This is a genomic window from Hyunsoonleella aestuarii (assembly GCF_006148925.1).
Lineage (GTDB): Bacteria > Bacteroidota > Bacteroidia > Flavobacteriales > Flavobacteriaceae > Algibacter_D > Algibacter_D aestuarii.
Map to the genome: position 1 here is coordinate 87,017 of NZ_VAWB01000003.1, position 13,418 is coordinate 100,434.

Annotated in this window: 14 protein-coding genes; 5 read left to right on the forward strand and 9 right to left on the reverse strand. The window is 31.9% G+C overall.

What is annotated here, in order from left to right:
* Positions 1 to 14: 14 nt before the first annotated feature.
* Positions 15 to 1,394 (forward strand): aldehyde dehydrogenase, encoded by a 1,380-nt coding sequence (locus tag FEF17_RS12705; protein WP_139002793.1) that lies wholly within the window; start codon positions 15 to 17, stop codon positions 1,392 to 1,394.
* Here the strand turns inward: FEF17_RS12705 and FEF17_RS12710 are convergent, their stop codons facing one another.
* Genes FEF17_RS12710 through FEF17_RS12740 form a run of 7 tightly spaced genes read right to left on the reverse strand, consistent with a single transcriptional unit; the run spans position 1,395 to position 7,795 of the window.
* Complete coding sequence (locus FEF17_RS12710) at positions 1,395 to 2,198, reverse strand: sensor histidine kinase (RefSeq protein WP_139002794.1); 804 nt, start codon at positions 2,196 to 2,198, stop codon at positions 1,395 to 1,397.
* Positions 2,199 to 3,266 carry an AMP-binding protein gene (locus FEF17_RS12715; protein WP_139002795.1) on the reverse strand — a complete coding sequence of 356 codons (1,068 nt, stop codon included), beginning with the start codon at positions 3,264 to 3,266 and terminating at the stop codon, positions 2,199 to 2,201. It lies immediately after the preceding gene.
* A 6-nt stretch (positions 3,267 to 3,272) separates the two neighbouring features.
* A complete protein-coding gene (locus FEF17_RS12720; protein WP_139002796.1) occupies positions 3,273 to 4,232 on the reverse strand; it encodes a CPBP family intramembrane glutamic endopeptidase in 960 nt (319 codons plus the stop codon).
* Positions 4,233 to 4,278: 46 nt separating this feature from the next.
* Entirely contained in the window at positions 4,279 to 5,325 is a 1,047-nt protein-coding gene (locus FEF17_RS12725) for an o-succinylbenzoate synthase (RefSeq protein ID WP_139002797.1), read from the reverse strand.
* Complete coding sequence (locus tag FEF17_RS12730; protein WP_139002798.1) at positions 5,326 to 6,003, reverse strand: metal-dependent hydrolase; 678 nt, start codon at positions 6,001 to 6,003, stop codon at positions 5,326 to 5,328.
* Positions 6,004 to 6,051: 48 nt separating this feature from the next.
* Positions 6,052 to 6,954: a 1,4-dihydroxy-2-naphthoate octaprenyltransferase gene (menA, locus tag FEF17_RS12735; protein WP_139002799.1), complete on the reverse strand. Its 903-nt coding sequence runs from the start codon at positions 6,952 to 6,954 to the stop codon at positions 6,052 to 6,054.
* A 1-nt stretch (position 6,955) separates the two neighbouring features.
* Positions 6,956 to 7,795: a 1,4-dihydroxy-2-naphthoyl-CoA synthase gene (locus FEF17_RS12740; RefSeq protein WP_139002800.1), complete on the reverse strand. Its 840-nt coding sequence runs from the start codon at positions 7,793 to 7,795 to the stop codon at positions 6,956 to 6,958.
* 53 nt (positions 7,796 to 7,848) lie between these two features.
* On the opposite strand from FEF17_RS12740, the gene FEF17_RS12745 reads away from it, so the two are divergent.
* Complete coding sequence (locus tag FEF17_RS12745; protein WP_139002801.1) at positions 7,849 to 8,967, forward strand: C1 family peptidase; 1,119 nt, start codon at positions 7,849 to 7,851, stop codon at positions 8,965 to 8,967.
* Between the two features lie 273 nt (positions 8,968 to 9,240).
* On the opposite strand, the gene ung is transcribed toward FEF17_RS12745, so the two are convergent.
* Both ung and holA read right to left on the reverse strand, forming a co-directional pair.
* Entirely contained in the window at positions 9,241 to 9,906 is a 666-nt protein-coding gene (gene ung, locus FEF17_RS12750) for a uracil-DNA glycosylase (protein ID WP_139002802.1), read from the reverse strand.
* A gap of 5 nt (positions 9,907 to 9,911) precedes the next feature.
* Complete coding sequence (gene holA, locus FEF17_RS12755; protein ID WP_139002803.1) at positions 9,912 to 10,916, reverse strand: DNA polymerase III subunit delta; 1,005 nt, start codon at positions 10,914 to 10,916, stop codon at positions 9,912 to 9,914.
* A gap of 126 nt (positions 10,917 to 11,042) precedes the next feature.
* Here holA and FEF17_RS12760 point away from each other — a divergent pair, with 126 nt between their 5' ends.
* The 3 genes from FEF17_RS12760 (at position 11,043) to FEF17_RS12770 (ending at position 13,407) form a co-directional block, all read left to right on the forward strand.
* Positions 11,043 to 11,489, forward strand: a complete 447-nt coding sequence (locus FEF17_RS12760; RefSeq protein ID WP_139002804.1) for a type I restriction enzyme HsdR N-terminal domain-containing protein — start codon at positions 11,043 to 11,045, stop codon at positions 11,487 to 11,489.
* Complete coding sequence (locus FEF17_RS12765) at positions 11,486 to 12,475, forward strand: glycosyltransferase family 2 protein (protein WP_139002805.1); 990 nt, start codon at positions 11,486 to 11,488, stop codon at positions 12,473 to 12,475. Before FEF17_RS12760 ends, FEF17_RS12765 begins: the two co-directional genes overlap by 4 nt.
* Before the next feature lie 95 nt (positions 12,476 to 12,570).
* Positions 12,571 to 13,407 carry an OmpA/MotB family protein gene (locus FEF17_RS12770; protein WP_139002806.1) on the forward strand — a complete coding sequence of 279 codons (837 nt, stop codon included), beginning with the start codon at positions 12,571 to 12,573 and terminating at the stop codon, positions 13,405 to 13,407.
* The last annotated feature ends 11 nt before the right edge of the window (positions 13,408 to 13,418 follow it).

Below are 13,418 nucleotides of genomic sequence, written 5' to 3' on the forward strand. Positions count from 1 at the left end.
TGTATCCTATCGAATTGAATAAAATAAATGACATAATTAAGTTTCAGCGAGAAGCTTTTAAAACTCAAAAGACTAATGATATTATATCAAGATTAAGTCTTTTAAAAAAACTAAAAGCAGAAATTCTTGAGAATGAACAAGCTATTTATGACGCCTTAAACAAAGATTTTAAAAAGCCTTCGTTTGAAACCTACTTAAGCGAATTGGGTTTGGTTATTTCTGAATTAAATTTGGTTTTGAAAAATTTAAAAAAGTGGGCTAAACCAGAGCGCGTAAAATCTTCTTTTCTAACCTTTCCTTCAAAAGATTTCATTTATAAAGAGCCTTATGGTCATATTTTGATAATCGCCCCATGGAACTACCCTTTCCTATTGGCTATGGAACCGCTAATAATGGCCATAGCAGCAGGAAACACCGTGGTTTTAAAACCTAGTGAATTAACCATAAATACTTCTGAAATAATTACGAGAATAGTTAACAAAGTATTTGATAGAAGTATTGCTTTTTCATTTCAGGGTGGTATCGAAACGTCTAAACAACTATTAAACCATAGGTGGGATTATATTTTCTTTACAGGTAGTACAAAAGTGGGTAAAATAGTTGCAAAAGCAGCAGCAAAAAACTTGACACCTATAACCTTAGAACTTGGAGGTAAATCACCATGTATTATTGATGATACCATTAATCTAAAACTTGTTGCTAGAAGATTGGTATGGGGGAAATTTTTAAATGCTGGTCAAACCTGCATTGCAGCAGATTATGTTATTGTAAAAAGCAATAAGAAAAAGGAGCTTATAACTGCCTTAAAAAGAGAAATTAAACGACGATACGGTAATAATCCTAAAGATTCTGAAGATCTAGCAAGAATAATTAATGAAGAAAACACATTGCGTCTAATACATTTAATAGAGGATTCCAAAGTGGTTTATGGAGGTGAAGTTGATATTCTTCAAAATTATATTGCACCTACTTTAGTTGACAATCCCAAATTATCCGACAGCATTATGAACGAAGAAATATTTGGTCCTGTCTTGCCCATTCTTACTTATAATTCAGAAAATGATATTGACGTCATTTTAAATCATAACGAAAAACCCTTATCGCTTTATATTTTTTCTAGAGATAAACCTTTTACAGAACGTATCATTAAAAGATTCAGTTTTGGTGGTGGTGTTATCAATGATTTATTAATTCACTTCGGGAATCCTAAACTTCCATTTGGAGGGGTTGGCTCCAGTGGCATGGGGAAATATCATGGCAAACACGGTTTTGATACTTTTACCCATTTAAAATCTATAATGAATCGAGGAATTAAAATAGACCCGTCTTTTAGATATCCGCCTTATATAGGGAAATTAAATTTTCTGAAAAAAATTTTTAAATACTTGGGGTAATCAGCCAGTAATTGGGTATTTTAATGAAAGTGTAACACCTTCATTGACTACCGAACTAAGATGAAAATCTGCGTTTATTAAAGTTGCCCTACTTTTCATATTTATTAGTCCCGACCCTTTTTCAATTTTACTTTCATCAAAACCTTTACCATCGTCCTTAGCAGTAATCGTTAAGTCTTTTGTATCATAATCAAGTGTAATATTCACAGTATTAGCTTCGGAATACTTGACGGAATTCGATAAAAACTCTTGAAGGATTCTAAATAGAATAATTTCATGTTTTTTATTCTTAAATGGAACAACTTCACCTGTAATATAAAGGTCGGCCATGGTGAATTTTAATTTTTTTAGTCGGTTAAGTTCATTGGTGATAGCTTTTTCAAAACCAATATTCAAAATAACATCGTTATTTAAAGTCTTAGAAAGCGCCCTAACTTCTTTTAAACTATTACTTAATGCTTCCGATGTGTCTTCAAATTTCTCCTTAACGTCATCAGCAACTTGCATTTTCAATATGCTTAACTGCATATTGGCAAACGATAATAGCTGACCGATATTATCATGCAATTCCCAACCTACATTTTTTAAGGTTTGCTCTTGAGTTTCGGTTTGTGCGCGAGCAATTTCTTCTTCAAAAGCTTGCTGCTGTCTAACTTTATCGAGTATTAATTTATTCTTCCTCTTTAAAAAAACAATAAAAAAAATAACCACCAACGACGTAACGATAAACAAAACAGCAATCATGTAAACTAACATATAACGCTCTGATGCTGTACTGGCTATTGGTTCTCCTGTTTGTAGCATTTAAACTAATTGCTCTAAAGTTTTCTGTCTATGAATTTTCCCTGAAGTGGTTTCTATAAATTTAGAAATAGTATAAACTTTTTTTGGTTTTTCATATTTATCTAAAACATCAAAGATATCTGAGTTAATATTGTTCTCTTCTGTTTCTACTACCATAACGACCTTATCTCCAAGTGTATCGTCTGGTATGGATGAAATAAAAAACTGTTCAGTTATTTTACTTCTAAGTTTCATTTCAATTTGCTCTGGATATAATTTTACACCTCCAGAATTAATGATGTTATCGTATCTGCCAATCCATTCAAAATTTGTTTCTGAATGAATTTTGACTAGGTCGTTTGTAACTACCTTATGGTTTGAAATTTTAGGAGCATCAATTATTAAGCAGCTTCGGTTATCTGTTGAAACCTTAATTCCAGGTAAAGTCTGAAAATAATTATTAGAATCGCTATCACATAAATTATTCAATTTTCTTACTGCAATATGCGAAACTGTTTCGGTCATACCAAATGTCTCATAAACATGAGGTTTCTTATCTTTTATCAGTTCAATTATTTCATCAGAAACTCTACCACCGCCAACAATTACAATTTTTATTTGCTTTAAAAACTTTGCGAAATTTTTAAGCTGCATAGGAGTAAATGCGCAAAAGTGATATTTTTTATCATAGTCGATGTATGGTAATAAAGATGGTTCAACCATATCAAGTTCCAAGCCTAGAACAATGGCTCGAACAATCATCATTTTACCCGCAATAAAATTTGATGGTAAGCAGTGCAATACCTTATCCCCCGGTTCTAATTTAAAAAAATCTCCTGTTGCAATCGAAGAATAGACCATTGCCATTTTTTTAATCTTTATTTTTTTTGGCTTTCCAGTCGAACCGGACGTCTGAACCATCACAAAATCTTTATCGTCTAACCAATCTAGCAAGAAGTTACCTAATTCTTGTTGGTAAGGTTCACCTTCTTTTACGTAGCTGTATGCTACTTCCATTAAGTTTTCTCTAGAGTAATGATGGCCATTTAACTGAAATCTATTATGAACTTTTTTAAAGTTGGGTATCATACTTTCTTAATCTTCTAAAATTTTATAATCGTCTTCAGGCGGTTCTATAACAGGACCAAATAACTTATCCTTCCAATTGGTCCATTTATATTTCTTTGCCAAAATAAATAACAATATTGGGAAAATAATGAATACAGGAACAAAAATTTCTCCAAGCCCCATCATCTCGGGGTCACTCATATCCTTAAAGATAGAATGGGTCTGAAATGCTGTCCAATCGGCAGTAACCAATAATGCCGTAAATAAGTTGTTCGCAGCATGAAAACCTAATGCTAATTCTAGACCTTCATCCATTAAAGTCATAATACCTAAAAACAATCCAGTACCGATGTAGTAAACCATGATGACATAACCGAGTTTATCAACTTCTGGATTGGCTATATGTAATAAACCAAAAACAAATGAGGTTATGATTAAAGGAATCCATCGGTTTTTAACTAGTACCCCTATACCCTGCATTAAATAACCTCTAAATAAATATTCTTCAAAACTAGTTTGTAATGGAACCAATAAAACCGCAACTAGACATAAAATTAGGAACGGAACTAATTTAAAGTTGAAGACATAATCTTCTGGAGTTAAAAAATAATCGGCAATTACTAAACTACTTGATAGTACCCCCCAAAGAATAAACACAAACCAAAATCTACTCCAATCAATGCGCTTTCTTGTAGTAGTTAGATGTCTTATTGATTGGTTGTGCAAATATTTCACAACTAAAAAAAGCCCTAAAAGCCCAAAAGCAAATGATAATAACATTAAAAATAGATTTAAGTTAGGCTCTAAAAGTGTCATCATTTTGGTTTGATCTAATCCAACTAAACCATCACCATTTTTGTATGCTTGGTAAAAAACTGCAGCGGTAAAAGGCAATTGACCAATTATAACGGCAATAACAACAATAAAAACTCCCACTAAATAACGCCACCAATCATGTAAAATATTAAATGCTTGAGCTATATACATTTTCTTCCTAAATTAAGTACTGTTAATAATTTGATGCAACATTTATTCAACATTGCAACTTTTCTATGTTCCAACTATTAGTTCTATTATATTTTAAAGTTCCACTTTCAACTTCTAAGGGCGAAACAAAATTATTAGTAAATAGACTACCTGTTCCCAATCCTTGGGTCATATTACTTTCCTTTTTATAGGTGAATTGAGCAATAGCACTAAGGCCAATATTACTTTCTAGAGCGCTCGTTATCCACCAAGGAATTTTTCCGCTTTCCGCCAATTCAATCCATTCTTCACTTCCACTAAATCCGCCCACTAAACTCGGCTTCAAAATAATATATTGCGGATTTATGGTTTGTAGTAGTTCTTTCTTTTTTGTTACAGAAAAAACACCTATTAATTCTTCATCTAATGCAATAGGTAATGGTGTCTTACTGCATAAAGTCGCCATTTCGTCAATTTGACCTTGTTTGATAGGTTGTTCAACGGAATGCAGTTCAAAACCTGAAAGTATCTTTAGCTTCTCTAAAGCTTCATCATATGAAAACGCACCGTTCGCATCAACCCGTAATTCGATATCTTTTGAGCAAAATTCTTTTCTAATTGCTTTTAAAAGACCTATTTCAGTTCCAAAATCTAATGCTCCAATTTTCATTTTTATACAGTTGAAACCTGCTTCAATCTTTTCTTTGATTTGTAACTTCATAAAAGATTCTTCTCCCATCCAAATTAAACCATTAATAGGGATAGCGTCTTCTCCTCTGGTAAATTTTGAAGGAAATAACTCGAATGCATTCTGGCTTTTTAACGATTTGAAAGCCATTTCGATACCAAATTGTATACTTGGATATTCTGCTAGCTGCACTAATAAAGCATTTAAGCCAATATCAATATTATTGCATACCCAATTTAATTTATCTTCGTAATCTGGTTTATCATCAATTGAAAGTCCTCTAAACAATCCACATTCACCTATTCCTTGCTTATCTGGAGCATTCAAAATGAGAAAATAAGTTTCCTTTGTTACTAAAATACCGCGGGAAGTGCCACTTGCTTGTTTAAAATTAAGAATGTATCTCTTATATGATGCTTTAACCATTTATACCTCAATACTTTCACCTATATCTAAAAGCAATAATTTTTTTAAATTTATATCAAACTTACCTATAGATTTTGATTTATCTATTTCAATGTAGCCAAAAGTATCATAGTGATATCCTAAAACCTTGTCACAATCTAAAAATCCAGTTGCTATTAGTGCATCGTCTACACCCATAGTAAAATTGTCACCAATAGGTAAAATCGCCAAATCTAAATCGAAAGATTTACGAATTAATTTCATATCGTAGGTTAGTGCTGTATCACCTGCAATATAAATTGTTTTACCATTGGCATTTAAAACAAATCCTCCTGGTTGTCCACCATAACTCCCATCTGGAAAAGAAGATGTATGAATCGCATTAACATATTTAACTAAACCGAATTCAAATTCCCATTGTCCACCATGGTTCATTGGGTGTCCTTTAATACCAAGCTTTTCATAGTATGACACAATTTCGAAGTTAGAAATAACAGTAGCTCCTGTTCGTTTAGAAATGGCTTCAACATCTGCTATATGATCTTGATGCGCATGTGTAACTAAAATATAATCTGCTTTTAAGGTATTTATATCTATTGCAGACGCCTTTGGATTTGGAGAAATAAATGGGTCTACCAAAAGGTTAAAATCTCCTATTTCTATCCCTAAACTGGCATGACCATAAAATGTGATTTTCATAATGTTATTTTTACTCGAAAGGTACTTGTTTTACTCTAAAATTAAAAATTAAACTAAATACCCTACTCCCATTAAAACAGACATAAAAAAGGTAGTTAGGGCCAGTTTCTTTAATTCCGGATCTAAATCCTTTAATTCTTTAATTCTAAAAACTTTTATTAGATGAATGGTTAAAGGAATATAAGCCATCATAAATACTAAACTTAAGGGAGATATATAATATAATAATCCAAACAGTGCCGAAAGAATTATAGCCGAAATAATTAAAAACCCATGATAGATTTTCACCTTCCTAAACCCTAACTTAACCGCCAAAGTTACTTTTCTAACTTTTTCATCAGATTTCATATCACGCATATTATTCAAATTTAAAACACCTGTACTTAGAAGTCCAATTGATATTGCTGGAAGAAAAACCACATGATTAATTTCCTTGGCATAAAGCACATAGCATCCCATTACACTCAATAAGCCAAAAAAGATAAACACAAAAACATCACCTAAAGCACGATATCCATAAGGATTGTTACCCATAGTGTATTTTATTGCTGCAATAATAGAAACGATTCCTAGTACAAAAAATAATGCTGTGAGGTAAAAATGTCTAACACCAAAAGCTGAAAAAACAAGAAAAAATGCTAATACAATTGAAATTAGTATGTTAATTCTAATAGCATTAAACATCTCTTCAGGAGATATTTTACCGCTTTGTATAGCTCGTTCTGGCCCTATACGGTCATCATTGTCTGTTTTATTAACACCATCTCCATAATCATTCGCTAAATTAGAAAGTATCTGCAAACTTAAAGTTGTTAATATAGCTAGAACAAAAACTTTCCAATCAAAATGACCATCATATTTTGCGATACAAGATGCCAGTATAATTCCAGAAATAGATAACGGTAAAGTTCTTAACCGCATCGTGGATATCCATAATAATACATTCTTCATATTAAGGAATCCACTTTTTATTAAAGTTAGGTTTTCTTTTCTCTAAAAAGGCATTTCTTCCCTCAATCGCTTCGTCCGTCATATAAGCAAGTCTAGTAGCTTCTCCAGCAAAGACTTGCTGTCCTACCATACCATCATCTGTTAAATTCATGGCAAACTTCAGCATTTTTATTGAGGTTGGAGACTTCGCTAATATTTCTTGTGCCCAGTCATAGGCAGTATCTTCTAATTCATCATGAGGTATAACTGCATTTACCATCCCCATTACAAAGGCCTCTTGCGCAGAATAATTTCGGCCTAAGAAGAATATTTCTCTTGCTTTTTTCTGGCCAACCATTTTCGCTAAATAAGCAGAACCATAGCCACCATCAAAGCTAGTAACATCTGCGTCGGTTTGTTTAAAAATTGCATGCTCTTTACTTGCAAGGGTTAAATCGCACACAACATGCAAACTATGACCTCCTCCAACTGCCCATCCAGGTACCACAGCTATGACAGCCTTTGGCATAAAACGTATTAATCGTTGCACTTCAAGTATATTTAAGCGGTGATAACCATCCTCTCCTACATACCCTTGATGTCCTCTAGCTTTTTGATCGCCTCCACTACAAAATGAATAAACTCCATCTTTAGTTGAAGGGCCTTCAGCCGATAGTAAAACCACGCCTATATTAACATCTTCATTGGCATCATAAAATGCATCGTATAATTCGCTCGTTGTTTTTGGTCGAAAAGCATTTCTAACATTTGGTCTGTTAAATGCTATACGAGCTACGCCTCCACTCTTTTTATAGGTAATATCTTGGTATTCCTTAGCAGTTACCCAATTAGGTTTCTCCATTATACTTATTTTAGTCAAAAATAAATTTTATTTCATTAAAACGCTTGTCTACCATGAAAAATAATATTTCGCTAGTTTTTTTCTTTTTGCTAACATTTTTGTGTTTTTCTCAACACTATGAATTTGAAACAGTTATAGACTTAGAAGCCACAGATGTCATTAGTCAAGGTAAAACAGGGACTTGTTGGAGCTTCTCTGCCTCTTCATTTTTAGAAAGCGAAATTATGCGTATTTCAGGTAAAAAAATTGATCTATCCGAGATGTATAACGTGAGGCACACATATCCTAAAAAGGCATGGAATTATGTGATGCGCCAAGGCAAAACACAATTTAGCGAAGGTGGTTTAGCGCACGATGTGATAAACAGTATTAGAGAATTTGGCCTTGTTCCAAACGACGTTTATTCTGGACTAAAAAATGAAAATGAAAACCATAATCACTCTGAGCTTGTGAGCGAATTAAATAAAGTATTAGATGAATATATTGCAGACTCTAAAGATTATAAAACTGATTGGAAGGAGGATATTGAAACTATATTAAATAATCACCTAGGCGAAAATGTTAGTGCGTTTAATTATGAAGGCATTAATTATACACCACTATCCTTTTTAGAATTTACAAATATTAATCCTAACGATTATATTTCTATTACATCTTTCAATCATGTTCCATACCACTCAGAATTTATATTAAACATACCAGATAACTTTTCTAATGGTAAATTCCTGAATGTTCCATTAGATGAATTAGTTAGTATCACTAATACAGCTTTAAAAAATGGTTTTTCAATAGAATTAGACTGTGATGTAAGTGAAAAAACATTTTCATCTAAATACGGTATTGCCGTGATACCTGAAAATGAATTAGAAAGTACCGAGGCTTTAAAAACAATCATGAAAGAAAAATCAATTACGCAAGAACTTAGGCAGCAAGAATTTGAAAACTATAATACTACGGACGACCATTTAATGCATATTACAGGACTTTTAAAAGACCAAAACGGAGTACTGTTTTATAAGGTTAAAAATTCATGGGGTAAAAATTCTGAGCGTGTTGGTAATGATGGTTACATCTACATGAGTGAAGCCTACTTTAAGTTAAAGACAATTTCGATTATGGTCCATAAAGATCCTCTAAATTATATTTTATATAAAAAAACCTCTTGGAATTGAATTATTCACAATTGTTCAAAAATACTTACAACTGAGTATATCATATAAGCTTATAGTAAATTATCTTTATTTAGAAATTATTTTACAAATATTTGCGCTTTGTCTAATAAAATTGTATTTTGTCGATGTTTTAATCCCAAATGCCTATGTTATTAACAATTACTATTTGTCTTACTGGATTAGTTTTTATTAATTTAATACTTCTTAAATTTAGCTGTAGTAAAACTAATAATCCTCTTAAACAGACTAAAAAACCTATTGTTTTTAAACCATCTACCACCGAATTGGTTCCAAACAGGCTTGCTCCAACAGGGAGTTAGTCTTGCTAAAATGTTTGTTACCAAACCAAAAGCCTCTATTAGCGCTTAAAGGAGAAGGATGTCCAGATTCTAGTATCTGATGTTTTGAAGAATCAATAAGTCTAGCTTTTTTTTTAGCAATTCCGCCCCATAAAAGAAAAATCACATGTTCTTTTTGTTTACTTACAGTTTGAATAACCGAATCTGTGAATGTTTCCCAACCCTTTTTCTGATGACTGCCCGCTTCATGTGCTCTTACAGATAAGGTTGCATTTAGCAATAATACCCCTTGATTAGCCCAACGTAATAAATCTCCACTCTTTGGATAAGGAATACCCAAATCATTTTCAATTTCTTTAAATATATTGATTAAAGAGGGTGGATGAGAAACACCTTGATTTACTGAAAAACATAAACCATTGGCTTGTCCAAAACCATGATAAGGATCTTGACCAATGATTACGACTTTTACTTGGTTAAAAGGACACGTATTAAAAGCATTAAAAATCTGCTTTCCAGGCGGAAAACATTTATTCTTGGCATACTCCAACTTAACAAAATTTGCAAGTTGCTCGAAATAAGGCTTTGAAAATTCTTCTTTTAAAAAAGGCTTCCAACTTTCATGAATATTTAAATTCATAAATGTTAATTTAAAATTTTAACCATTAATTCCTTAAGTAAATCACCCTGAGAAGCAGAGTTTGAGCCTACTCCCTTCCCTTTTACGTCAAATTCACGCAAGATAGAAACTACATTACTAACCTTCCGCATAGGATAGTTTTTCGCAGCTTGAATGTATTCACTAACAAAATAAGGATTAATCTTCAACGCTGAAGCTACGCTTCTTGGAGATTTATCTGATAGTCCATGAAAGTGAAGTAATTGGGAAAAGAAATTAAACAATAATGATACCGTAACCACCATAGGATTATCCTTTGGGTTTTCAGAAAAATACTTTACTATTTGGTAAGCCTTAAATGAATTTCTATCTCCAATAGCCTTGCGCAACTCAAAATTATTAAAGTCCTTACTAATTCCAATATTTTCTTCAATTAACTCAGGAGTTATTTGACTTCCCTCTGGCAAAATAATTTGAAGCTTTTCAAGTTCATTATTAATCTTACTTAAATCTGTTCCTAAAAATTCAACTAGCATTTGAGCCGCTTTTGGAGAAATGGTATATTTTTTTGGTGACAACACTCGACGAATCCAATCAGCAACTTGATTTTCATAAAGTTTTTTACTTTCATAAACAATCCCTACTTTCTTTATAGATTTATATAGGCCCTTACGTTTATCAATTTTCTTATACTTATAATTAATCACTAAAACAGTCGTAGGCTGAGGATTATTTGCGTACGAAGCCAATTTCTCAATAGTACGAGAGAGATCTTGTGCTTCTTTTACAATTACAACCTGATATTCGGCCATCATGGGGTAACGCTTAGCGTTACCAATAATATCTTCAACCGTTACGTCTCGTCCATATAAAACCATCTGATTAAATCCGCGTTCTTCCTCAGATAAAACATTTTCCTCAATAAAACTAGAAATTTTATCGATGTAGTAAGATTCTTCACCCATTAAGAAATAAATAGGTTTTAAATTTCTGTTTTTAATATCAATTACTAATTGCTTTACTTCATCCAAATGTTCTAAATTTTATATCGATATGAGTTAAAGTTGAATTGTTTAAAGAAAATAAATCAAGAACAAACTCTTAATATTTTCTATTGAAAACCACTCGAAGTGACATTATAATTCTAAATTTGTGTAGTGCAAAAACTTAATTTCCCTACATATCAGTTTCGATTCAAAAATAGCGAAAATAAAGTTTCTATTTTTGATGAAATTCGTAAAAAATTTGTGATTCTTCAACCTGAAGAATGGGTGCGTCAACATTGTCTTAAATATTTAATTTATGAAAAAAGATTCCCTAAATCACTTATAAATGTTGAAAAAGAATTAATTATTAATTCGTTACGCAAACGTTATGACATTATTGTTTATAATTCTGATGGTAGCATTAATCTAATTGTGGAATGCAAGTCGCCTTGCATAGAGATAAATCAAAATGTGTTTGACCAGATTGCTAGATACAACTCTAAATTAAGAGCTAATTATTTAATGATAACCAATGGAATAAATCATTATTATTGTCAAATGGATTATGAAAATGAACGCTATCAGTTTTTAAAAGATATTCCAGCTTATATAAAATGAAAGTAGCCGTAGTCATATTAAACTGGAATGGTAAAAATTTATTAGAACAATTTTTACCTTCAGTTATTGAATACTCTAAAGAGGCTTCGATCTATGTTGCGGATAATAACTCCACAGACGAATCCATTACTTTTCTAGAAACAAATTATCCATCAATTAAAATTATAAGAAATAAGTCTAATGGTGGTTATGCAAAAGGTTATAATGATGCTTTACAATATATTGAGACAGATATTTGCTGTTTATTAAATAGCGATGTGCAAGTCACCAAAGACTGGTTAAAACCCGTTTTAAAAACATTTGAAGAGTATAAAGATACTGTAATTGTTCAACCAAAAATTTTAGACTTTAATAAGAAAGACTGTTTTGAATATGCTGGAGCTGCAGGTGGCTTTATAGATAAGTATGGTTACCCGTATTGTAGAGGAAGAATTTTTAATACGCTCGAGGAAGATAATGGACAGTATAATGATACCACAGATATTTTTTGGGCTTCGGGAGCTTGTTTATTTATTAGAAGTTCCGTTTTTAACGAGCTAGACGGTTTTGACGAAACCTTCTTTGCTCACATGGAAGAAATCGATCTTTGTTGGCGCGCAAAAAACTTAGGGTATGAAATAACTTATGTTGGGTCATCTAACGTTTTTCATGTTGGTGGTGCCACTTTAAATGAAAGTAATCCTAAAAAGACTTATTTAAATTTTAGAAATAGCTTATTCATGTTAACAAAGAATGCCAATGGCAATATACTTATCACAATAATTTCAAGATTAATATTGGACGGATTTGCAGGAATGAAATTTTTGTTGGAGTTAAAATTTATTCATTTCTTAGCAGTCATTAAAGCACATTTAAGCTTCTACATGAATTTAAAAAGATTACTAAACCAAAGACGAAAATTTACAAACAAGATTAATTATTATCAAATAAAGTCTATTGCAGTTGCATATTTCTTAAAGAAAAAAACTGATTATGTCAGTTTATAAATAGTTAGTAAAAGTTTTGTTAACAATGCTTCAATAAACGGTTTTTTATATACTTTTGTCGAAGTTTAAACACAAATATTAATCCGAAAATAATTATGAAAAAAGTTTTATTACTCAGCTTATCGTCAATATTGCTATTAAGTTCATGTGTTTCTAAAAAAGAATTTCTTGCATTAGAAGAAAAACAGAAAGAAACACAAGATTTACTTAACTCTGCAACAGTAAAATTAAATTCTTGTTTAGAAGATAGAGCTTCAGCCACGGCAAGAGCTAAGGCTTTAGAAGAGCAAGTAGCAGACTTACGCAAGAGTAATGATAACCTTCAAATACTTTCTGCAAAAGGTGCTAGTAATGTTGAAAAAACATTGGAAAGTATCAAAGAAAAGGATTTAAAGATTACACGTTTACAAGATGCTCTTACTAAGAAAGACAGTGTGACGTTAGCACTTGTTACAAGTTTAAAACGAGAAGTTGGAATTAACGATCCGGATATTGAAGTAAATGTCGAAAAAGGAGTAGTATTTATTTCGATTGCAGATAAATTACTATTTAAAAGCGGTAGCTATATCGTAACAAGTAGAGCTCAAGAAATTTTAGCCAAAGTTGCTAAAGTAATTAATAGCAAACCAGATTTTGAAGCCATGGTTGAAGGTCATACAGATAATGTGTCTTACAGAAAAGAACCATTATTAGACAACTGGGATTTAAGTGTTAAGCGATCTACTTCAATAATTAGAGTTTTACAAGAACTAGGTGTAAACCCAAAACAACTTATTGCTGCTGGTCGAGCAGAATATGTCCCATTAGTTGATAACGATACTGCAGAAAACAGAGCGAAAAACAGACGTACTCGTATTGTTGTACTTCCTAAAATCGATCAGTTTTATGATATGATTGAAAAAGAAATGAAAAATTTATCTGCTGGGAATTAATAAAGCTATTG